This is a genomic window from Siccirubricoccus phaeus (genome assembly GCF_008360935.1).
GTDB classification, from domain to species: Bacteria; Pseudomonadota; Alphaproteobacteria; order Acetobacterales; family Acetobacteraceae; genus Siccirubricoccus; species Siccirubricoccus phaeus.
In genome coordinates this window covers 43,108-63,259 of the sequence record NZ_SRXO01000018.1, presented here as the reverse complement: position 1 = coordinate 63,259, position 20,152 = coordinate 43,108, and the positions used below count along the sequence as shown (strand labels likewise).

The following is a 20,152-nucleotide window of genomic DNA, read 5'->3' as shown; positions in this document are numbered from 1 at the left end:
GGCGTTTCTCCCTCCCCCGCCCTGCGGGGGAGGGGGCGGCATCGCCTCGCGGAAAGACTCACACCGGGGTCCGGGGGGTGGTCCACCCCCCGGCGGGGTGCAGGGGCAGAGCCCCTGCCGGGGGTATGGGGGCGGAGCCCCCATCGCTTCAGGGGCCGTGCGCATGAGCTTCTCCGCCCGCGACCGCGCCCAGGAGCGTCAGCTTCAGGCCTCCGACCCCCTGGCCTCCGCCTGGGTCGATGCCTCCGCCGGCTCCGGCAAGACCAAGGTCCTCATCGACCGCGTCCTCCGCCTGCTGCTGGACCCCGCCCAGGCCCCTGGCCGCATTCTCTGCCTCACCTTCACTCGCGCCGCCGCCGCCGAGATGCAGGCCCGCCTCCGCAAGCGCCTCGGCGAATGGACGGTGGCCGAGGAGCCCGCCCTGGATGCCGAGCTCCGCCGCCTGACCGGTGCCCCGCCCGGGGAGGCGTTGCGCCGCCGCGCCCGCTCCCTGCTGGTGGAGGTGCTGGAGATGCCGGGCGGCATGCGCATTTCCACCATCCACGCCTTCTGCCAGTCCCTGCTGCGCAGCTTCCCGCTGGAAGCCGGGTTGCCGCCGCAATTCTCCGTGCTGGAGGAGCAGGATGCCCGCGCCTTGCTGGCCGAGGCGCGCGAGGCCGTGCTGGCCGGTACCGATGGCGTCGCCCGGGAATTGGCCCTGCTCGCCGGCATCGCCTCGGCCGATGCCTTCGCCGATGTCTCCCGCGCCCTGCTGGAGGACCGGGCGCGGGAGAAGCTGGAATCCTGCCTCGCCGGGGTGAATTCCACCGAGGGGCTGCGCCTCCGCCTCGCCGCCGCGCTGGAGGTGCCGGAGAGCCTGGACGAGGCCGAGCTGCTGGCGGCGGAGGGCTGCCTGCTGGAGGAGGCGCCGCTGCGCCTCGCCGCCAGCCTGCTGGGCGCCAGCCGGAACGAGAACGACCAGGCCAGGGCCGGCCGCATCGCCGCCTGGCTGGATTGCCACCCGGAGGACCGCGCCGCCCGCTTCGCCGAGTGGTGCAACATCTTCCTGACCGACAAGGGCACCACCCGTGCCCCCAGCACCATGGCCACCAAGCAGGTGGGCGCGCGGCTGGCCGAGGTGCAGGCGGCGCTGACGGCCGAGGGCGAGCGCCTACTGCGCCTCGAGGAGCGGCGCGCCGGCTGCCGGCTGGCCGCCGCCACCGCCGCGCTGCTGGCGCTTGCGGTGCCCATCCTCCGCCGCAGCCAGGCGCGGCAGAGGAGCGCCGGGCTGCTGGGCTATGGCGACCTCATCGACCATGTGCGGCGGATTCTGCAGGACCCGGGCAGCGCCTGGGTGCTGTTCAAGCTGGATGGCGGGCTGGATCATGTGCTGCTGGACGAGGCGCAGGACAGCAACCCGGCGCAATGGGGCATCGCCGCGGCGCTGACCGGGGAGTTCTTCGCTGGGCTCGGCGCCGAATGGCCGCAACGCGGGTCTGGCGTGGTGTTGCCGCAGGGCGGGCCTCGCGCAGCACTGCCGCAACGTGAGTCTGGTGCGGCGTTGCCGCAGGGCGGGCCTGGCGCGGCACTGCCGCAACGTGAATCTGATGCGGCGTTGCCGCAACGCGGCCCCGGCCGCCCGCAGCCCGGCCTCGGCGCCCCGGAGCCCGGGCCGGACGAGATGCCGCGCCGCACCATCTTCGCCGTGGGCGACATCAAGCAGGCGATCTACGGCTTCCAGGGCGCCGATGCCGAGGGCTTCGCCACCTGGCGCCGCCACTACATGGCCAAGGTGCTGGCCGGCGGCGGCGAGTTCCGCCCGGTGCAGCTCGACGTCTCCTTCCGCTCCACCGCGCCGGTGCTGGCGCTGGTGGATGCGGTCTTCGCCGAAGGGCCGGCCCGCGACGGGGTGGTGCCGCCGGGCGAGGTGCTGCGGCATCTGCCGGACCGCGCCGGCCATGCCGGCAGCGTGGAGCTCTGGCCGCTGCTGCGCCCGATCGACACCCCCGCCCCGCCGAGCTGGGTGGTGCCGACAGAGCCCGAGGCGGCGGCGAGCGCCGAGGCGCTGATGGCCGAAACCCTCGCCGAGCGCATCGCCCGCATGGTGGGCACGGAGATGCTGCCGGCCCGCGGCCGCCCCGTCCGCCCCGGCGATGTGCTGGTGCTGCTGCGGCGCCAGGCCAATGTCGCGCTGGTGCCGCTGCTGGTGCGGGCGCTGAAGGCCAGGCAGGTGCCGGTCGCCGGCGTCTCCCGCGTGAAGCTCGTCGAGCATCTGGCGGTCATGGACCTCATGGCGCTGTGCGACGTGCTGCTGCTGCCGGAGGATGATCTGCAACTGGCCGCCCTGCTGAAGAGCCCGCTGATCGGGCTTTCGGAGGAGGCGCTGCTGGCGCTGGCGCATGGCCGCCCGGGCTCGCTCTGGGGGGCGCTGATGGCGCACCGGGCAGCCTCGGCCGGGGATACCGCGGCGCTGGCGGCCGATTGGCTGGCGCGGCTGGCGGACCGCGCCGACCTCGTCACCCCGCATGCGCTGCTGGCGGAGGCGCTGGGGGAGGCCTCGATGGACGGCTCCCCCGCCCGGGCGCGCATCCTGGCGCGCCTCGGGCCGGAAGCCGCCGACGTGCTGGACGAGCTGCTGAACGCCGCGCTGGACCATGAGGCGCGCCACCCGCCCAGCCTGCAAGGCTTCCTCCACTGGCTGCGGCAGGGCGGCGCCGAGGTGAAGCGGGAGGCGGAGGGCAGCGGCGAGGCGGTGCGCATCATGACGGTGCACAACGCCAAGGGGCTGCAGGCGCCGATCGTCATCCTCGCCGATGTCGGGGCCGGGCAGGGCGGGGAGGCGATCCGCTGGCTGGAGAAGGACGGGCTGCCCCTGCCGCTCTGGGCGCCGAACAAGAGCTTCCAGGCGCCGGCCTTCCTTGCCGCCCGCGTCGCCGACGACCGCAAGCGGGCCGAGGAGGAGAATCGGCTTCTGTACGTGGCGCTGACCCGGGCGGAGGACCGGCTGATCCTCTGCGGCTGGGGCAAGGACCCGAAGCCCTGGTACCGGCTGGTGCAGGGCGGATTCCGCCGGCTGCCCGGGGCGGAGGAAACGCGGTTCGACATGGCCGCGCTGGGCGCGCCGGCGGCGGCGGATTTCGGCGACGGCATGGGCTTCCGCTTCGCCTGCGGGCAGGACCGGCCGGCGGTGCCGGATACGCCCGTGGCGGCAGAGGCGGAGGCAGGGCCGCTGCCGGATTGGGCGACCCGGCCGGCGCCGCCGGAGGCGGCGGAGGCCGCCATCGCGCCTTCCGCCCTGCCGGGGGAGGAGCAGATTCCCGCCGCCCCGCATGGCGAGGCCGACCCGGAGGGACGCCGCTTCCGCCGCGGCAGGCTGGTGCACGCCCTGCTGCAGCATCTGCCGGAGCAGGCGGCGGAGGCGCGGGAGGCGGCGGCGCGGCGCTTCCTCGCCCGTCCCGGCCATGGGCTTTCGGCCGAGGAACAGGCGGAGACCCTGGCCGAGGTGCTCGCCCTGCTGGCCGAGCCTGCCATGCAGGCCGCCTTCGCCCCCGGCAGCCTGGCCGAGGCGCCGCTGGCGGGGCGGGTCGGCGGGCGGCTCATCGCCGGCCAGGTGGACCGGCTGGTGGTGGCGCCCGAGCGGGTGCTGGTGCTGGACTTCAAGACCAACCGCCCGCCGCCGACCCGGCCGGAGCAGGTGGCGCCGCTCTACCTGCGGCAGATGGCGGCCTACCGGGCGGTGCTGCGGCAGGCCTTCCCGGGCCGGCTTGTGGAATGCACCCTGGTCTGGACCCATGGGGCGCGGCTGATGCCCCTGCCGGACGAGCTGCTGGACCTGCATGCGCCCGGGGAGCCGGCGTAAGAGCCTGTCGCAAAAGGGTCTGCGGCGTGCCGGGACCCTGGCCAGGACGAACCCGCCATCACCGGGACCCTGTTGCGACATGCGCGGCATGGCCGGCGGCGCGAATTCCTGCCACGCGACGAGTCCGCGGCGCGGGATGCGCCAGGGCGAGTGAACGCGGCCCGCGCTGGCGCGATCTAAGGTCGGGTGGAGTCCCGCACGGGCCTGCCCGACCGGGCGCTGCTCCAGGCGCCGGGTTCCAGGACGGTGGGGGCGTCGCCGGATGGGGCGCATGCGTCGGCGGCATGACCGCCCCCTCCTGTTACCAGCCTTGACCCGGGCGCCCGGCACACCGACTTTGTGACGGGACTGGGGCAGCCCGGCCTGCTGGCGGCTGCCCCACAGCGAGGCGTGAAAGACATGAGCGAACTCACCAAGGCCGTGACGGACGAGACCTTCAAGCAGGATGTGCTCGGCGCGTCCGGCCCCGTGCTCGTCGATTTCTGGGCGGAATGGTGCGGCCCCTGCCGGATGGTCGGCCCCATCCTGGACGACATCGCCAAGGAATATGAGGGCAAGCTAACCGTTGCGAAGGTGAACATCGACGAGAATCCGATGACGCCGAACGAGTACGCAGTGCGCGGCATCCCGACCATGCTGCTGTTCAAGGACGGCAAGCTGCTGGACACCAAGGTGGGCGCCATGCCGAAGGGCGCGCTGAAGGATTGGATCGCGGGGCAGATCGGTTGATCCCCATGGCGTTGCTGCGCAACGCCATGGGGGCCCCGGAGTCGCTTGCGGGGCGATGACTCGCACAGCCCGCCACGGCAAAGCCGCGGCGGGGCAACGGGCGGTCCGGTGTGGGCAGGGGGCAGGGGTAGCCAGATGGCTGCACCCCGACCCCAACCCTCCTCCGCGGAGTGGGGGGAGGGGGCGCTGTTCTCCCCCCTTACCGCTAGTGTTCTGCCCGCGAAGTTCGCTGGATTTCCAGCGAAGGCAGTGGACAAGCAGGCCACTGAAAACAAGAGCTAGTTGCCCGAGAACGAAGTCCGCAGGACTTCGGAAGCGGGACACTAGAGCGGTTTCACGCTGACTGTGCAGCGCGAAACCGCTCTAGCTTATGGGTTGTAGAGCAGATTCACGCCTCCGGGGATCTGCTCTAGCAGGGGTGGCGTGGCCCCTACCTCGGCCCCCGCGCAAGGCGGGAGAGGGGGTGACGCCCTCCCTCCCCCGCTGGCGGGGGAGGGTTGGGGTAGGGGTGGCAGCCCGGCCTCGCCGCCCCATTTCCGCGCCATGCGCGTCCTTTCCCTTCTATTCGCCCTCCTCCTCGCCCTCCCGGCCGCCGCCCAGACCGGCTTCCGCCTGGAGGATTTCGCCACCGGGCTGGAACGGCCCTGGGGCGGCGCCTTCCTACCGGATGGCCGGCTGCTGGTCACCGAACGCCCCGGCAGGCTGCGCCTGGTCGGCCGCGAGGGCGCCGTGTCCGCCCCTCTGGCCGGCGTGCCGCCGGTGGAGGCGCGGGGCCAGGGCGGGCTGCTGGACATTGCCCCGGCGCCGGATTTCGCTACGACGCGGGAGCTTTACCTCTGCCATTCCGCCCTGGTGCAGGGCGGCGCGCTGACCCGGCTGGTGCGGGCCCGGCTGAATGCCGGGGCCTCGGCACTGGACTCCGCCACCCCCATCCTGGATGCGACGCCGCCGCAAAGCTCCGGCCGCAACCACTTCGGCTGCCGCATCGTGTTCGGGCAGGACGGGGCGATGTACCTCTCGACCGGCGAACGCTACAGCCGGGACCGGGCGCAGAAGGGCGACGATCTGGCGGGGAAGGTGCTGCGCCTGGCGCGGAACGGCGCGCCGCTGGCGGACAACCCCTTCTCGGGCCGGCCGGGCTGGCGGGCGGAGATCTTCACCCTGGGGCATCGCAACCCGCAGGGCCTGGCCTTCAACCCCTGGACCGGCGCGTTGTGGGAGGCGGAATTCGGCCCGCGCGGCGGGGATGAGATCAACATCCTGAAGCCCGGGGCGAATTACGGCTGGCCGGTGGTGACGCGCGGCGTGGATTACGACGGCAGCCGCATTGCCGAGGATCTCTCCCGCCCCGGCATGGCGGACCCGGTGAAGAACTGGACGCCCTCCATCAGCCCCTCCGGCATCGCCTTCTATACCGGGGAGGCGTTCCCGGCCTGGCGTGGCAGCCTGTTCGTCGCCGGGCTGAACCCGCCGGTGCTGGTGCGGCTGAGCACGGAGGGCGACCGGGTGACCGGGGAGGAGGAGCTGCTGGCCGGCATGGCCCGCTTCCGCCAGGTGCTGCAGGGGCCGGATGGCCTGCTCTACATCCTGACCGACGAGGCCCGTGGCCGGGTACTGCGCCTGCGCCCGAACTGAGCCAACTCACACCGGGGTCCGGGGGGTGGTCCACCCCCCGGCGGGGGTGCAGGGGGCAGCGCCCCCGCGCGCGGTGGGAGCAGGCTACACGATCACCACCCAATGCGTGGTGATGTGCGCGCAGAGCTCCTCGCTGCCTTCCGCCCGCAGCAGGATTTCCCCGTAGATCGTCCGCCTGCCGCGCTTGATGATCCGCGATTCCGCCAGCACCGCGCGTGCCCCGACCGGCCGCAGGAAAGTGACCTGCATGGAGGAGGTGACGCTTTCGTCCCGCCCCCCGGTCACCGAGAGCAGCGCCGCCCACATCGCCACATCGGCGAGGCCCATGAGGGCGGGGCCGGAGACGGTGTTGCCGGGGCGCAGCAGCTCCTCCCGGAAGGGCAGGCGGAGCAGGGCGGTGCCGTTTTCGGCCGAGAGCAGCTCCACCCCCCAGGCGGCGGCCAGCGGCACGCCGCGATGGATGATGGCCTGCATCTCCTGCAGGTCAGGCATGGGCGATCCCCTCCAGCACCCGGCCGATGCACGGGTTTCCGCCGATCCAGTAGCAGAGCTCGGCGGGCCGGGCGATGCGGAACAGGGCAAGGTCGCAGCGCAGCCCGGGGGCGAGGCGGCCGCGATCCGGGAGGCCGAGGGCAGCGGCGGCGTTCACCGTGACGCCGCGCAGCGCCTCGGCCACCGTCAGGCGGAACAGGGTGCAGCCGAGATTGAGCATGAGCAGCAGCGAGCGGGCCGGGGAGGAGCCGGGGTTGAGATCCGTGCTGAGCGCCATGCGCACGCCGGATTGGCGCATGGCGGCGATGTCGGGCCTTGTGGCGTCGCGCAGGAAGTAGGTGGCGCCGGGGAGCAGCACGGCGGTGGTGCCGGCCGCGCCCATGGCGGCGAGGCCGGCGGCGTTGGCATGTTCCAGATGGTCCACCGAGAGCGCCCCGTACCGGGCGCCGAGGGCGGCGCTGCCGACATCGCCATGCTGGTCGCCATGCAGCTTCACGGGGAAGCCGAGGCGCCGGGCGGCGTCCAGCACCAGGCGGGTCTCCGCATCGTTGAAGGCGAGGGGGTCATGGAAGACATCCACCGCATCGGCGAGGCCGCGCGCGGCGGGAAGGATCTCCTCCGCCACCAGGCGCGCATAGTCGGCGCTGCGGCCCTTGTATTCGGGCGGCACGGCATGGGCGGCCAGCAGCGTGGTGACGACGGAGACGGGCCGCGTGGCGCCGAGGCGGCGGGCGGCGCGGAGCTGGCGGAGCTCCGTCTCCCGCTCCAGCCCGTAGCCGGATTTGATCTCGATGGTGGTGACGCCCTCGGCCAGCAGGGCGTCGAGGCGGGGCGTGGCGGTGGCGATGAGCGCGGTCTCGCTGGCGGCGCGGGTGGCGCGCACGGTGGAGAGGATGCCGCCGCCGGCGGCGAGGATGGCGGCGTAATCCTCGCCCGCGAGGCGGCGCTCGAACTCGTCGGCGCGGTCGCCGCCAAAGACGAGATGGGTGTGGCAGTCGATGAGGCCGGGGAGGATCCAGGCGCCGTTGCAGTCGATGGTCTCGGCGGCGGGGCCTGGGAGCGCGGCGCGGGGGCCGACCCAGGCGATGCGGCCGTCGCGCGCGGCGACGGCGCCGTTCTCGACGAGGCCGAGGGCGTCGTCGTCCATCGTGGCGAGGTGGGCGTTCAGCCAGACGCGATCGAACATCGGGTTCCGCTCCGCACTTGTATCCGCTTGGCCTCTGCCGGCTAGGTTAGAGCAAATCTGGGCTGTTGCGGCTGGCGCTTCGTCGGTCGAGGCACGCTCCTGCGTGCGCTCGACCTCGTCGAGCGCACCTCAAGCCCAGGCCATGGTCCGGTTCGCGTGTCAAGGATGCGCCGAAGGCGCACCGCGCGTCGCGCCGGAGGCGTGCTGTCCGCACGACGCGCGGCTTCGTCCTTGACACGCAAGCCGGACCATGGCCCTCGCGAATGATCGCCTTCGCCCCACACCCCGCGAAGCCAGCTTCGCGGGGGCCCCGTGAGTGTCGAAGGCGCCTGAAAGCGCCTTCGGCCGACCGGCCTGGAGGGCAGGGAGGACCCAGCATGGCATCGCGCTCGATCGAGCCGTTCCTGATGTTCGAGGGCCAAGCCTCGGCCGCACTCGAATTCTACCTCTCCGTCTTCCCCGGCGGACGCATCGAGGACATCACGCGCTACGGGCCAGGTGAACCAGGGCCGGAAGGCACGATCAAGCACGCGCGCTTCACCATCTGCGGGCAGACGGTGCGCTGCAGCGACAGCTTCGTGAAGCACGGCTTCACCTTCACCCCCTCCTTCTCCTTCTTCGTCGAATGCAGCTCGGAGGCGGAGGTCCGGCAGCTCAGCGAGAGGCTGAAGGAGGGCGGCAAGGAGATGATGCCGGTGGGGAATTACGGCTTCAGCACCCTCTTCGCCTGGGTCGCCGACCGGTTCGGCATCTCCTGGCAGCTCAACTGCGCCTGAACCGGCCTACGCCATCTCCACCAGCGCGGCGAAGCGGCCGCGTTCCACCAGCGCCTTCACCGCCGCCATGTCCGGTGCCATGGCGCGGTCCGCGTCCCAGGCGGCGGCGACGCCGCGCACCAGCCCATGGGCGCGTTCCAGCACCTCGCTGGATTGCAACGGGCGGTGGAATTCGAAGCCCTGGGCGGCGCAGAGCAGCTCCACGGCAAGGATGCCGGCCAGATTGTCCGCCATGTCGTGCAGGCGCAGCGCGGCGCCGGTGGCCATGCTGACATGGTCCTCCTGGTTCGCGCTGGTCGGCAGGCTGTCCACGCTGCGGGGCGCGGCCAAAGCGCGATTCTCGGCGGTGAGCGCGGCGGCGGTGACCTGGGCGATCATGAAGCCGGAATTCAGCCCGCCCTCCCGCACCAGGAAGGCGGGCAGGCCGGAGAGGACGGGGTCCACCAGCAAGGCGATGCGGCGCTCGCTGATGGCGCCGAGCTCGGCCAGGGCGAGCGCGATGGCATCGGCAGCGAAGGCCACCGGCTCCGCATGGAAATTGCCGCCGGAGAGGATGTCATATCCCCCTGGGCCGCCCTCCACCACCAGCGGGTTGTCGGTGACGGCGTTGGCCTCGCGCTCCAGCACCTGGGCCGCGTGGCCGAGCAGGTCCAGGCAGGCGCCGGCGACCTGGGGGTGGCAGCGCAGGGAATAAGGGTCCTGCACGCGCGGGTCGCCCTCGCGGTGGCTCTCGCGGATCTGGCTGCCGGCGAGCAGGGCACGCAGCGTGGCGGCGGCGCGGATCTGGCCGGGCTGGTTGCGCAGCGCATGGATGCGCGGGTCGAAGGGCGTGTCGCTGCCGCGGGCGGCATCGACGCTCATCGCGCCGGCCAGCAGCGCGGTGCGCAGCAAATCCTCGGCAGCGAAGAGGGCGGCGAGGGCCAAGGCGGTGCTGACCTGGGTGCCGTTCAGCAGGGCCAGGCCTTCCTTGGGGCCGAGCGCCAGGGGCGCGACACCGGCACGCCGCAACGCCTCCGTGCCGGGCACCACTTGACCCTCGACGAAAGCCTCGCCCTCACCGATCAGCACCAGGGAGAGATGGGCGAGCGGTGCGAGGTCGCCTGAGGCGCCGACCGAGCCGCGGGCCGGGATGGCGGGGGTGATGTCGGCGGCGAGCAGCGCCAGCAGCGCCTCCACCACCTGCGGCCGCACGGCGGAGGCGCCGCGGGCCAGAGACAGCGCCTTCAGCGCCAGGATCAGCCGCACCACCGGCGCCGGCAGCAGCGGCCCGGTGCCGGCGGCATGGCTGCGCACCAGGTTGAGCTGAAGCTGGGCAAGCTGCGCCGCCGGGATGCGCGTTCCGGCCAGCTTGCCGAAGCCGGTGTTGACGCCGTAGAGCGCCTCGCCGGTGGCCATGCGCGCTTCCAGCGCGGCGGCACTGGCCTCGACCGTGGCGCGCCAGCCTTCCGCCAGTGCCAGCGGTGCGCCCTCCATGATGGCGCGCAGCGCGGTGAGGCCCGCCTCGCCAGGGACGATCATCGCAGAATCCCCGGCAGGTCGAGGCCATGCTCCCGCGCGCAGTCCAGCGCGATGTCGTAGCCCGCATCGGCGTGGCGCATCACGCCGGTCGCCGGGTCGTTCCACAGCACCCGCTTCAGCCGCCGCGCTGCATCCTCCGTGCCGTCGCAGACGATGACCATGCCGGCATGCTGGCTGAACCCCATGCCGACGCCGCCGCCATGATGCAGCGAAACCCAGGTGGCGCCGGAGGCGGTGTTCAGCAGCGCATTCAGCAGGGGCCAATCGGAGACGGCGTCGGAGCCGTCGCGCATCGCCTCGGTCTCCCGGTTCGGGGAGGCGACGCTGCCGCTGTCCAGATGGTCGCGGCCGATGACGATGGGGCCGATCTCGCCCTTCGCCACCATCTCGTTGAAGGCGAGGCCAAGCCGGTCCCGCTGGCCGAGCCCGACCCAGCAGATGCGCGCCGGCAGACCCTGGAAGCTGATGCGGGCGCGCGCCATGTCCAGCCAGCGATGCAGATGCGGGTCGTCCGGGATCAGCTCCCGCACCTTCGCATCCGTCCGGTAGATGTCCTCCGGGTTGCCGCTGAGCGCCGCCCAGCGGAAGGGGCCGATGCCGCGGCAGAAGAGCGGGCGGATATAGGCGGGGACGAAGCCGGGGAAGCCGAAGGCATTCGCCAGCCCTTCCTCCTTCGCCATCTGCCTTATGTTGTTGCCGTAATCCAGCACCGCGGCGCCGCGCGCCTGGAAGTCCAGCATCGCCTGGACATGCGCGACCATCGAACGCCTGGCGGCGGCGGCGACGGCGGCCGGGTCGCTCTCCCGCTTCGCCTCCCATTCCGCCAGGGTCCAGCCGGCCGGCAGGTAGCCATTGGCGGGGTCGTGGGCGCTGGTCTGGTCGGTGACGATGTCAGGCGTGATGCCGCGGCGGACGAGTTCCGGGAACACCTCCGCCGCGTTGCCGAGGAGGCCGACGGAGATGGCCTGCTTCTCGGCGGTCGCGCGCCGGATGATCGCCAGGGCACTGTCCAGATCATCCGCGCGCTGGTCGAGGTATTTCGTCTCCAGCCGCTTCTCGATCCGCGAAGGCTGGCATTCGACGCAAAGGATCGCCGCCCCCGCGAAGACGCCCGCCAAGGGCTGCGCCCCGCCCATGCCGCCAAGTCCGCCGGTCAGGATCCAGCGCCCCGCCAGGTTGCCGCCGAAATGCTGGCGCCCGGCTTCCGCAAACGTCTCGTAGGTGCCCTGCACGATCCCCTGGGAACCGATATAGATCCAGCTCCCGGCCGTCATCTGCCCGTACATCATTAGCCCCTTGCGATCGAGCTCGGAGAAATGCTCCCAGCTCGCCCAGCGGGGGACGAGGTTGCTGTTGGCGATGAGGACCCGCGGCGCGTCCTTGTGCGTCTCGAACACGCCGACCGGCTTGCCGGATTGCACCAGCAGCGTCTGGGTCTCCTCCAGCCGGCGGAGCACGGAACAGATGGTCTCGTAGCTCTGCCAGTCCCGCGCCGCCCGGCCGATGCCGCCATAGACGACCAACTCGCCGGGCTTCTCGGCCACCTCATCGTCCAGGTTGTTCATCAGCATCCGGAGCGGCGCTTCCGTTGTCCAGTGCTTCGCGGTGCGGTCGAGGCCGCGCGGGGCGCGGATCGCGGGGGCGTTGCGGAATCGGTCCTGCATGCGGGGAGACTACCAGATGCGGTCGAAGAAGGCGGCGATCTCCGCCGCGGCGCGGTCGGGATCCTCGCGATGGGGGAAATGCCCCACCCCCGGCAGCACCGCCGCATCCAGGTCGGCGAAGAATTCCGGCAGCCGGTCGGACCACTCGGCCTTCAGCACCGGGTCCAGCGCGCCCCAGCGGATGCAGGTCTTCACCGTGACGGGGGGCGGCGGCGCCAGCTCCCCGCGCATCATGGCGATGCGGCTGGCGTTCTGGCTGATATACCAATTGAAGCCGCCCTGGAGATTGCCGGGGGCCATGAAATTATCCACCCACGCTTCCAGCACATCGTCGAAGGCAGCCGGGTTGCCGGCCGACCAGTGGCGGAGGAAATGGCCGAAATACAATCGGCAGGCCTCCCGCGAGGAGCCCACCAAAGCGGCGGCGAACTCCTTCTGGTGGAAGAATTGGTACCAGATCTCCGTCAGGTGCCCCGGCTCCGCCCAGCGGGGGCCGACGCCCGGATAGGGGCAGTCGAAGAAGAACAGCCCCTGGAACCGCTCCGGCGCCTGGCGGCCCAGCACCTGGCCGACGGGGCCACCGACATCATGGGCGACGAGGCCCACCTTCGGCAGGCCCAGCGCGTCCAGCAGCGCCAGCATATCGGCCGCATGCACCTCCGGCCCGGCCTTGTCCGAGGGGCCGGGGTCGGGCTTCTCCGTCGCGCCGAAGCCGCGCAGATCGGGCGCCACCAGCGCGAAACGGCCGGCGAGGCGCTGCATCACCGGCTCCCAGGTCAGCCAGAATTCCGGCCAGCCATGCAGCAGCAGCAGCGGCCTGCCCGCCCCGGCGCGCGCGACATGGAAACGCAGCCCGTTGGCGGTGACGGTCTCATGGCGGATCTCGGTCATCATCCGTGCCCTCCCGCGGCGGATGATAGCCTGGCCCGCCCCGCAGCAGCAGCCAGCATCCCATGGCCCAGGCGGCGCCCAGGCACCAGCCGGCCAGCACGTCGCTCGGCCAATGGACGCCGAGGAAGACCCGGCTGCCGCCGACCAGCAGCGTCACCGTGACGGCGGCGCCGAGGATGTAGCTCCGCTCCCGCCGCCGCCGCGTCGCCCCGGCCAGCAGCGCCCCCAGGGTCAGGTAGCCGATGGCGGAGAGCATGGCATGGCCGGAAGGGAAGCTGGCCGTCTGCACCTCCGTCAGCCGGTCCACCAGCTCCGGCCGCGGCCGGTCGAAGCCCTGCTTCAGCAGGGTGTTCAGCAGCATGCCGCCGGGCAGCGCCAGCAGCAGCAGCCAGGCCGCCCGCCAGGCCCGGCGCAGCAGCAGGGCGCCGAGCGCCAGCAGCCCGGCCAGGCTCAGCACCGCCATGCCGCCCAGCGCCGTCAGATCCCGCATCGTCGCCAGCAGCCAGGAGGGGCCGATGGGCTGGCCATCCGGCCGGCGCAGCGCCAGAAGCAGGGCTGTGTCGAAGCTGCGCGGCTCTCCCTGCGCCCATTCCGCCAGCAGGAGGAAGCCGAGCAGCCCGCCGGCGCAGACGGCAAGCGCGGCCAGGACCGAGGCCTGGCCCAGCCAATTCTTCACCGGATTCTGCATGCGGCGGTGGCAACTCATCACGGCCCCGGCGGTTGCCGGGGCGCAACAGGGAAAGGAGGGGGACCATCCCGACCGCGCTGCTCATCGTCAACCGTCGCGCCCGGCAGGGCGAAGGGGCGGCGGAAGCCGCGCGCGCCGCGCTGGAGGCCGTGGGGCTGAGAGTGGCGCCCTTCGCCCCGCCCGAGGGGCTGGGCTGCGCCGGCGCGATCCGCGCCGGGCTGGCCGCCTGCCCGGAGGTGGACCGGATCATCCTCGGCGGCGGCGACGGCACGCTGAACGCCGCCATCCCCGGCCTGCTGGAGGCGGGGCTGCCCTTCGGCATCCTCCCCCTCGGCACGGCGAACGACCTGGCGCGGAGCCTCGGCATTCCCTTCGACCTGGCGGAGGCGGCGCAGGTGGCGGCTTCGGGGACGGTCCGATGGCTGGACCTGGGCGAGGTGAACGGCCACCCCTTCTTCAACGTGGCGAGCATCGGCTTCAGCGCCGAGCTGGCGGCGGAGCTGAAGGCGGAGGCGAAAAGGCGCTTCGGCCGGCTGGGCTACGCCATCGCGGCCTTCCGCCTGCTGCGCCGGGCGCGGCCCTTCACCGCCTGGCTGACGCATGACGGGGTGCGGGTGAAGGTGAAGACCATCCAGGTCTCGGTGGGCAACGGCAAGCACCATGGCGGCGGCATGACGGTGGCGGAGGATGCCAGGCCGGATGACGGCGTGCTGGATGTGTACAGCCTGGAATTGGCGCATTGGTGGGAGCTGGTGGCGCTGCTGCCCTGGCTGCGGAAGGGGACGCAGGGGCAGTGGCGGGAGGTGCGGGCCTTCCGCACCACGGCGCTGGAGCTGCGGACGCGGAAGCGAAGGCCGATCAACACGGATGGGGAGCTGGCGGCCTGGACGCCGGCGAGATTCCGGGTGCGGCCGGGGGTGTTGCGGGTGCTGGCGCCGTAGGGGCGGGGGCTTTGCCCCCGAACCCCAGCAGGAGGCTCCGCCTCCTGCACCTCCGCCGGGGCCAGGACCTGGCCCCGGACCCCGGTCAGAGTCGGCAGGTTCAACCAGCAGACTCGGACCGGGGTCCGGGGAGGGGGTTGCCGGCACTGCCGGCAACCACCGGCGGGGTCCAGGGGCAGCGCCCCCGGTGGGGGTTTGGGGGCGAAGCCCCCATTCTTTCTCCGCGACGCTTTCCCTATCCTCCTGCCATGCCTGAATTCCACGCCGCCACTGCCCTGCTCCCCACCGGCTGGGCCGCGCAGGTGCGCATCGCCGCCGATGCCGCCGGCACCATCACCGCGGTCACGCCGGACCAGCCCGCCGGCGCGCTGCCCCGCCTTTCCGGCGTGGTGCTGCCCGGGGTGCCCAACCTGCACAGCCACGCCTTCCAGCGCGCCATGGCCGGCGCCACGGAGCGCCGCGGCGCGGGCGGCCAGGACAGTTTCTGGACCTGGCGGGAGACGATGTACCGCTTCCTCGACCGCCTGGGGCCGGAGGAGGCGGAGGCGATCGCCGCCCAGCTCCAGGTGGAGCTGCTGGAATGGGGGTTCACGAGCCTCGCCGAATTCCACTACCTCCATCACCAGCCGGACGGCACGCCCTATGCGGAGCCGGCGGAGATGGTGCTGCGCAACCTGGCCGCAGCGCGCCGCACCGGCATGGGCCTCACCCTGCTGCCGGTGCTCTACCGGCATGGCGGCATCTTCGGGCAGCCGCCGGCGCCGGGGCAGCGGCGATTCCTGAACGAGCTGGACGGATGGCAGCGCATCCTCGCCGCCTGCCGCGCCGCGACCGCGGGCGACCCGCACTCCGCCACCGGCATGGCGCCGCACAGCCTGCGCGCCGTGACGCCGGAGATGCTGCGCGCCGTGGCGGCGGAGCCCGGACCCCTCCACATCCACATCGCCGAGCAGCCGCGGGAGGTGGCGGAATGCCTTGCCGCCACCGGCGCGCGGCCGGTGCAATGGCTGCTGGCCAACCTGCCGGTGGATGCGCGCTGGTGCCTGGTGCATGCCACGCACATGACGGCGGAGGAAGCCACCGCCCTGGCCCGCAGCGGCGCCATCGCCGGCCTCTGCCCCAGCACCGAGGCCTCGCTCGGCGACGGCTTCTTCCCGCTGGCCGAGTACCTGGCCGCTGGCGGCGGCTTCGGCGTCGGCACGGACAGCCATGTCGGCATCTCCGCGCGGGACGAGTTGCGCCTGCTGGAAACCGGCCAGCGCCTGCTGCGCCAGGCCCGCGCCATCGCCGCCAGCGAGGCGCTGCCCAACCCCGGCCGCTTCCTGCTGGAGGCCGCGCTCGCCGGCGGTGCCGCGGCCATGGGCCGCCCGGTCGGCGCCATCGCGCCGGGCCTGCGCTGCGACCTGATCGAGCTGGACCCGGACCACCCGACGCTGATCGGCCTGGACGGCGACGCGCTGCTGGACGGGTGGGTGTTCTCCGGCCAGCACAACCCCATCCGCACCGTCATCGCCGGCGGCCGCCGCGTGGTGGAAGCCGGCCGGCATCTGGCGCGGGAGCAGGTGTTCGGGGAGTATCGCCGCGCCATGCGGAGATTGCTGGAATGAGCCAAGCGGTGCTGACCGGGAAGATCGCCTATGTCACGGGGGGCAGCCGCGGCATCGGCCGGGCCAGCGCCCTGGCCTTCGCAGAGGCGGGGGCGGATGTCGCCATCTGCCATCTGGGCGACGCGGAGAATGCCGCGACGCTGGTGCAGGCCGTCACCGCCCGCGGCCGCCGCGCCTTCGCGCAGGAGGTGGACGTGGCCGGCCCCGCCGCCACCCGCGCCTTCGCCGCGGCGGCGGAGGCGGCGCTCGGCCCCTGCGACATCCTGCTGAACAATGCCGGGATCAACATCCGCGGCCCCTTCGAGAGCTTCACCGAGGCGAGCTACGACCGTGTCATCGACGTGCACCTTAAGGGCATGTTCTTCATGGCCCAGGCGGTCTATGGCGGCATGGTCACGCGCGGCTTCGGGCGGATCATCAACATCGCCTCGCAGCTCGCGCTGAAGGGCGGGCCGAATGCCGCGCCTTATTGTGCGGCGAAGGCCGGCATCATCGGCTTCACCCGCGCCCTGGCCTATGAGGCGGCGCCGAAGGGCGTGCTGGTGAACGCCATCGCCCCGGGCCCGATCGACACCGACCTGAACCGCGACCAGGTGGAGTGGCGCAGGCGCATCGTCGCCACCCTGCCGATGGGGCGGCTGGGCAAGGTGGAGGAGATCGCCGCCACGGCGCTGCTGCTGGCCGGGCCGGGCGGCGACTATTATTGCGGTGCGACGCTCTCCCCGAATGGCGGCGACGTGATGCATTGAGCGCCGCCATCCGGAGAGATGCCGCTCGCCGGTGCGTGGCACGGGTCTTCGCCCGCATCCCGCCCCGGTCCTTTGCTTTGCCGTGTGAGCGACGCGCCGCGGCATGTCCGCCGCCAGCGCTCCTGGGCCGGGGCGTGCCGTCCCGGCGATCCTGTGCTTCGACCATGCTCCGCGGGGAAGATGCGCGGAGCATGGTCGTGTTGCTTCAGCGTGCGACTCCCCGCTTCCGGGCGTTCCGCCCTTCGGCGAGAGCGGGCCGGGTTGAGCTCCGCTCACCCACCCCGCTCTGGTCATTTGACTTGATCGCGTGATTCACGCCTCTCGGTGAGTCCACCTCAGGCGGTCACGCTCTAGAACCGGTAGCGGATGGAGGCGCCGACGATCAGCGGGTCCAGATTCACCCGGGCATTGATCGCGCCGCTGTTCACGCTGGCGGTGGGGCGGAGGAAGATCTTCTTCACGTCGATATTGGCCAGCCAGTTCGGCGCGATCTCGTAATCCAGCCCCGCCACCAGGGCGAATCCCGGCGCGGAGTCGACGCGCACGCGGTTGACGATGGCGTCGCGATGGCCGCCATAGCCGTAGAACCAGGTGTAGTTGATGCCGGCGCCGACATAGGGGCTGAAGCGCGAGGCGGGGAAGGGGTGGTACTGCATGGTCAGGGTGGGCGGCAGCGCCCAGACATGGCCGAGCGAAAGGGTGCGCCCTGCCGCCGAGCCTCGCGCATCGATGTCGTGCTGGGTGGTGGCGGCGATCAGGTTGAAGGCGATGTTCGGCGTGGCGAAATAGGTGAAGTCGAGCTGCGGGCTGGCGCTGTCCGAGGCATGCACCTTGCCGCCGATGCTGCTGATGTCGCCGCCGCTATTGGCCGGCAGCACGCCGATGGCGCCGAGGCCGATGACGAAATCGCCCGCCTGCTTGCCGCGCACGCCGTCCTCGGCCATCGCCGCGCCGGCGAGGGAAGCGGCGATCGCCATGCCGCCGAGAACGCTCCTGATCATCTTGCCCATGGCTTCCGCATCCGTGCCCGGGGCGCGCCATCGCTCGCGCGGCTCGCCCCGGCGCTTGTTTGGTCGCGGGGTTCGCGCCCCCTGGCGAACACGCCCCGGGCGACCCCGTGCCAGGCGACGCTCGGCGCCGCCGGATCGTCGTGTAGGCGCGCCGGCGAGGCTCGGCCTTGATGCGGATCAAGTTTCAATCGAAACCAATTCCCGAGCGCGGCGCTGATGTATTCCGGCCGCCACTCCGCCGCGAGGGCGCGTGCCGCCCGGCGAGGCGGCGAGCTACTTCTTCTTCTTCGCCGCCGCCTCGCCGGTCGGCAGGCCGGCGGCTTGCAGCGCCGCCAGCCGCTCCGGCAGCGCGGCGCGGATCGCCGGGCGGCGCTCCTTCTCCTTCTTCCAGTGCTTCTTGTCCTTGCGGGTCATGCCGCAGCCCTGGCACCAGCCGGTGGTTTCGTCATAGCGGCAGACATCGATGCAGGGGCTCGCCATTCCCTGCATATGGGAGGTGCGAGTCGGGGAAGCGAGCCTGGCTTGCCTGGCCGCGCCGGGGGCGATAAGCGCGAAGCTTTCGCCCGGGAGGCACCGAGTCCGATGGCCACCGACCTTGAGATCGCGCGCGCCGCGACCCTGCTGCCGATCGGCGAGATCGCCGCCCGCGCCGGCATCCCCGAGGACGCGCTGATCCCCTATGGCAAGACCAAGGCGAAGGTCGATCTCGACTTCGCCGTCCGTGGCGGCGGCAAGCGCGGCAAGCTGGTGCTGGTGACCGGCATCAGCCCGACGCCGGCGGGGGAGGGCAAGACCACCACCACCATCGGCCTCGGCGATGCGCTGAACGCGCTGGGCACGCAGACGATGATCTGCCTGCGCGAGCCTTCGCTCGGCCCCTGCTTCGGGGTGAAGGGCGGGGCGACGGGCGGCGGAAGGGCGCAGGTGGCGCCGATGGAGGACATCAACCTCCACTTCACCGGCGATTTCCACGCCATCACCAGCGCCAACAACCTCGCCGCGGCGATGCTCGACAACCACCTCTATTGGGGGAATGAGCTGGGCATCGATCCGCGCCGCGTGACCTGGCGGCGGGCGATGGACATGAACGACCGCAATTTGCGGAACATGGTGCTCGGCCTCGGCGGCGCCGCCCAGGGCGTGCCGCGGGAGGATGGGTTCGACATCACCGTCGCCTCCGAGGTGATGGCGGTGTTCTGCCTCGCGAAGGATCTGCCGGACCTGCAGGCGCGGCTGGGGCGGATGATCCTGGCGACGACGCGGGACGGGCGCAGCGTCACCGCCGCCGACATCAAGGCGGATGGCGCCATGGCGGCGCTGCTGCGCGATGCGCTGGCACCGAATCTGGTGCAGACCCTGGAGGGCTCGCCCGCCCTGGTGCATGGCGGGCCCTTCGCGAATATCGCGCATGGCTGCAACAGCGTGGTCGCGACGCGGCTCGGCCTTTCCCTCGCCGATGTGGTGGTGACGGAGGCGGGGTTCGGCGCCGATCTCGGCGCCGAGAAATTCCTCGACATCAAATGCCGCAGCGCGGGGCTGGCGCCGGATGCCTGCGTCATCGTCGCGACCATCCGGGCGCTGAAGATGCATGGCGGCGTGGCGAAGGCCGATCTCGGGCGGGAGGATGTGCCGGCGCTGAAGGCCGGCATGGTGAACCTGGCGCGGCATGTCGAGAATATGGGGAAATTCGGCCTGCCCGTGGTTGTGGCGCTGAACGCTTTTACAACCGACACGCCCGCGGAGATCGCGACGGTGCAGGCGGCGATGGCGGCGCTGGGCGCGGAGGCGGTGCTCTGCACCCATTGGGCGGATGGCGCGGCGGGCGCGGCGGAGCTGGCGCGCGCGGTGCAGCGGCGGCTGGCAGCGGGCGAGGCGCGGTTCCACCCGCTCTATGACATCCGCCTGCCGCTGATCGAGAAACTGGATGTGATCGCGCGGGAGATCTACCACGCGGCGGAGGTGCAGATGCCGCCTGCCGTCGCGGCGCGGCTGCAGCGCTTCGAGGCGCAGGGCTTTCGCGAGGTGCCGGTCTGCGTCGCGAAGACGCAGTACAGCTTCAGCGCCGATGCGACGAAGCTCGGCGCGCCTTCGGGCCATGTGCTGCCGGTGCGGGAGGTGCGGCTTTCCGCCGGCGCCGGCTTCGTCGTCGCGGTGTGCGGCGAGATCATGACCATGCCCGGCCTGCCGCGGCGGCCGGCGGCGGAGGGCATCGGGCTGGATGCCGAAGGCCGCATCGAGGGGCTGTTCTGACCCTTCCTTGCGGGGTCATGGCCTGGCGCCGCGCCGCCCTTGGCGCTGCCTTTCCCAGGACTCACACAGGCTCGGGCGGCAAAGCCGCCGGCATCGGCAAGTTGAATTTCGTGCCGTCAGTAACGATGAAGTGGTGCCTGACGTCTGCGTGAAAGCATTGCGCGCCCTACGCTGTGCC

The 20,152-nt window shown here is 72.2% G+C and carries 16 protein-coding genes; 8 read left to right on the top strand and 8 right to left on the bottom strand.

Annotated elements, in window-relative coordinates:
• Nucleotides 1-163 precede the first annotated feature (163 nt).
• The 3 genes from E5N76_RS21790 (at nucleotide 164) to E5N76_RS21780 (ending at nucleotide 6,202) form a co-directional block, all read left to right on the top strand.
• The gene (locus E5N76_RS21790) at nucleotides 164-3,838 is read left to right on the top strand and encodes a UvrD-helicase domain-containing protein (RefSeq protein ID WP_149539435.1); all 3,675 of its coding nucleotides are present in this window, start codon (nucleotides 164-166) and stop codon (nucleotides 3,836-3,838) included.
• A gap of 399 nt (nucleotides 3,839-4,237) precedes the next feature.
• Nucleotides 4,238-4,567, top strand: a complete 330-nt coding sequence (gene trxA, locus E5N76_RS21785) for a thioredoxin TrxA (protein WP_149539434.1) — start codon at nucleotides 4,238-4,240, stop codon at nucleotides 4,565-4,567.
• Nucleotides 4,568-5,110: 543 nt separating this feature from the next.
• The gene (locus E5N76_RS21780; RefSeq protein WP_149539433.1) at nucleotides 5,111-6,202 is read left to right on the top strand and encodes a PQQ-dependent sugar dehydrogenase; all 1,092 of its coding nucleotides are present in this window, start codon (nucleotides 5,111-5,113) and stop codon (nucleotides 6,200-6,202) included.
• A gap of 84 nt (nucleotides 6,203-6,286) precedes the next feature.
• Here the strand turns inward: E5N76_RS21780 and E5N76_RS21775 are convergent, their stop codons facing one another.
• Nucleotides 6,287-6,694: a PaaI family thioesterase gene (locus E5N76_RS21775; RefSeq protein WP_149539432.1), complete on the bottom strand. Its 408-nt coding sequence runs from the start codon at nucleotides 6,692-6,694 to the stop codon at nucleotides 6,287-6,289.
• The gene (gene hutI, locus E5N76_RS21770; RefSeq protein WP_149539431.1) at nucleotides 6,687-7,880 is read right to left on the bottom strand and encodes an imidazolonepropionase; all 1,194 of its coding nucleotides are present in this window, start codon (nucleotides 7,878-7,880) and stop codon (nucleotides 6,687-6,689) included. Before hutI ends, E5N76_RS21775 begins: the two co-directional genes overlap by 8 nt.
• A gap of 377 nt (nucleotides 7,881-8,257) precedes the next feature.
• On the opposite strand from hutI, the gene E5N76_RS21765 reads away from it, so the two are divergent.
• Nucleotides 8,258-8,656, top strand: coding sequence for a VOC family protein (locus E5N76_RS21765; RefSeq protein WP_149539430.1), 399 nt, complete (start codon nucleotides 8,258-8,260; stop codon nucleotides 8,654-8,656).
• A 6-nt stretch (nucleotides 8,657-8,662) separates the two neighbouring features.
• Here the strand turns inward: E5N76_RS21765 and hutH are convergent, their stop codons facing one another.
• The 4 genes from hutH to E5N76_RS21745 are packed head-to-tail and all read right to left on the bottom strand — an operon-like array spanning nucleotide 8,663 to nucleotide 13,417.
• On the bottom strand, nucleotides 8,663-10,174 hold the full coding sequence (gene hutH, locus E5N76_RS21760) for a histidine ammonia-lyase (protein WP_149539429.1): 1,512 nt from the start codon (nucleotides 10,172-10,174) through the stop codon (nucleotides 8,663-8,665).
• Nucleotides 10,171-11,838, bottom strand: coding sequence for a urocanate hydratase (hutU, locus tag E5N76_RS21755; protein ID WP_149539428.1), 1,668 nt, complete (start codon nucleotides 11,836-11,838; stop codon nucleotides 10,171-10,173). The genes hutH and hutU overlap by 4 nt, the downstream gene beginning before the upstream one ends.
• A 9-nt stretch (nucleotides 11,839-11,847) precedes the next feature.
• A complete protein-coding gene (locus tag E5N76_RS21750) occupies nucleotides 11,848-12,729 on the bottom strand; it encodes an alpha/beta fold hydrolase (protein WP_149539427.1) in 882 nt (293 codons plus the stop codon).
• On the bottom strand, nucleotides 12,710-13,417 hold the full coding sequence (locus E5N76_RS21745; protein WP_149539426.1) for a phosphatase PAP2 family protein: 708 nt from the start codon (nucleotides 13,415-13,417) through the stop codon (nucleotides 12,710-12,712). Before E5N76_RS21745 ends, E5N76_RS21750 begins: the two co-directional genes overlap by 20 nt.
• Before the next feature lie 32 nt (nucleotides 13,418-13,449).
• On the opposite strand from E5N76_RS21745, the gene E5N76_RS21740 reads away from it, so the two are divergent.
• The 3 genes from E5N76_RS21740 (at nucleotide 13,450) to E5N76_RS21730 (ending at nucleotide 16,714) form a co-directional block, all read left to right on the top strand.
• Nucleotides 13,450-14,358, top strand: coding sequence for a lipid kinase (locus tag E5N76_RS21740; protein ID WP_235907816.1), 909 nt, complete (start codon nucleotides 13,450-13,452; stop codon nucleotides 14,356-14,358).
• A 248-nt stretch (nucleotides 14,359-14,606) separates the two neighbouring features.
• Nucleotides 14,607-15,965, top strand: a complete 1,359-nt coding sequence (locus tag E5N76_RS21735; RefSeq protein WP_149539425.1) for a formimidoylglutamate deiminase — start codon at nucleotides 14,607-14,609, stop codon at nucleotides 15,963-15,965.
• On the top strand, nucleotides 15,962-16,714 hold the full coding sequence (locus tag E5N76_RS21730) for a 3-oxoacyl-ACP reductase family protein (RefSeq protein WP_149539424.1): 753 nt from the start codon (nucleotides 15,962-15,964) through the stop codon (nucleotides 16,712-16,714). The genes E5N76_RS21735 and E5N76_RS21730 overlap by 4 nt, the downstream gene beginning before the upstream one ends.
• 350 nt (nucleotides 16,715-17,064) lie before the next feature.
• Here the strand turns inward: E5N76_RS21730 and E5N76_RS21725 are convergent, their stop codons facing one another.
• Together E5N76_RS21725 and E5N76_RS21720 are read right to left on the bottom strand one after the other, a co-directional pair.
• Nucleotides 17,065-17,715, bottom strand: coding sequence for an OmpW/AlkL family protein (locus tag E5N76_RS21725; protein ID WP_235907815.1), 651 nt, complete (start codon nucleotides 17,713-17,715; stop codon nucleotides 17,065-17,067).
• Between the two features lie 282 nt (nucleotides 17,716-17,997).
• Nucleotides 17,998-18,204, bottom strand: a complete 207-nt coding sequence (locus tag E5N76_RS21720; protein ID WP_149539422.1) for a DUF1289 domain-containing protein — start codon at nucleotides 18,202-18,204, stop codon at nucleotides 17,998-18,000.
• 102 nt (nucleotides 18,205-18,306) lie between these two features.
• Between E5N76_RS21720 and E5N76_RS21715 the strand changes: the two genes are divergently transcribed.
• Nucleotides 18,307-19,974, top strand: coding sequence for a formate--tetrahydrofolate ligase (locus E5N76_RS21715; RefSeq protein WP_149539421.1), 1,668 nt, complete (start codon nucleotides 18,307-18,309; stop codon nucleotides 19,972-19,974).
• The last annotated feature ends 178 nt before the right edge of the window (nucleotides 19,975-20,152 follow it).

Excerpts from the sequence above, each read along its gene's own strand:
- E5N76_RS21775 (WP_149539432.1), bottom strand. The coding sequence starts at position 6,694 with ATGCCTGACCTGCAGGAGATGCAGGCCATCATCCATCGCGGCGTGCCG.
- E5N76_RS21720 (WP_149539422.1), bottom strand. The coding sequence starts at position 18,204 with ATGGCGAGCCCCTGCATCGATGTCTGCCGCTATGACGAAACCACCGGC.
- hutU (WP_149539428.1), bottom strand. The coding sequence starts at position 11,838 with ATGCAGGACCGATTCCGCAACGCCCCCGCGATCCGCGCCCCGCGCGGC.
- hutH (WP_149539429.1), bottom strand. The coding sequence starts at position 10,174 with ATGATCGTCCCTGGCGAGGCGGGCCTCACCGCGCTGCGCGCCATCATG.
- E5N76_RS21750 (WP_149539427.1), bottom strand. The coding sequence starts at position 12,729 with ATGACCGAGATCCGCCATGAGACCGTCACCGCCAACGGGCTGCGTTTC.
- E5N76_RS21765 (WP_149539430.1), top strand. The coding sequence starts at position 8,258 with ATGGCATCGCGCTCGATCGAGCCGTTCCTGATGTTCGAGGGCCAAGCC.
- E5N76_RS21725 (WP_235907815.1), bottom strand. The coding sequence starts at position 17,715 with ATGATCAGGAGCGTTCTCGGCGGCATGGCGATCGCCGCTTCCCTCGCC.
- E5N76_RS21735 (WP_149539425.1), top strand. The coding sequence starts at position 14,607 with ATGCCTGAATTCCACGCCGCCACTGCCCTGCTCCCCACCGGCTGGGCC.
- hutI (WP_149539431.1), bottom strand. The coding sequence starts at position 7,880 with ATGTTCGATCGCGTCTGGCTGAACGCCCACCTCGCCACGATGGACGAC.
- E5N76_RS21745 (WP_149539426.1), bottom strand. The coding sequence starts at position 13,417 with ATGCAGAATCCGGTGAAGAATTGGCTGGGCCAGGCCTCGGTCCTGGCC.
- trxA (WP_149539434.1), top strand. The coding sequence starts at position 4,238 with ATGAGCGAACTCACCAAGGCCGTGACGGACGAGACCTTCAAGCAGGAT.
- E5N76_RS21790 (WP_149539435.1), top strand. The coding sequence starts at position 164 with ATGAGCTTCTCCGCCCGCGACCGCGCCCAGGAGCGTCAGCTTCAGGCC.
- E5N76_RS21730 (WP_149539424.1), top strand. The coding sequence starts at position 15,962 with ATGAGCCAAGCGGTGCTGACCGGGAAGATCGCCTATGTCACGGGGGGC.
- E5N76_RS21715 (WP_149539421.1), top strand. The coding sequence starts at position 18,307 with ATGGCCACCGACCTTGAGATCGCGCGCGCCGCGACCCTGCTGCCGATC.
- E5N76_RS21780 (WP_149539433.1), top strand. The coding sequence starts at position 5,111 with ATGCGCGTCCTTTCCCTTCTATTCGCCCTCCTCCTCGCCCTCCCGGCC.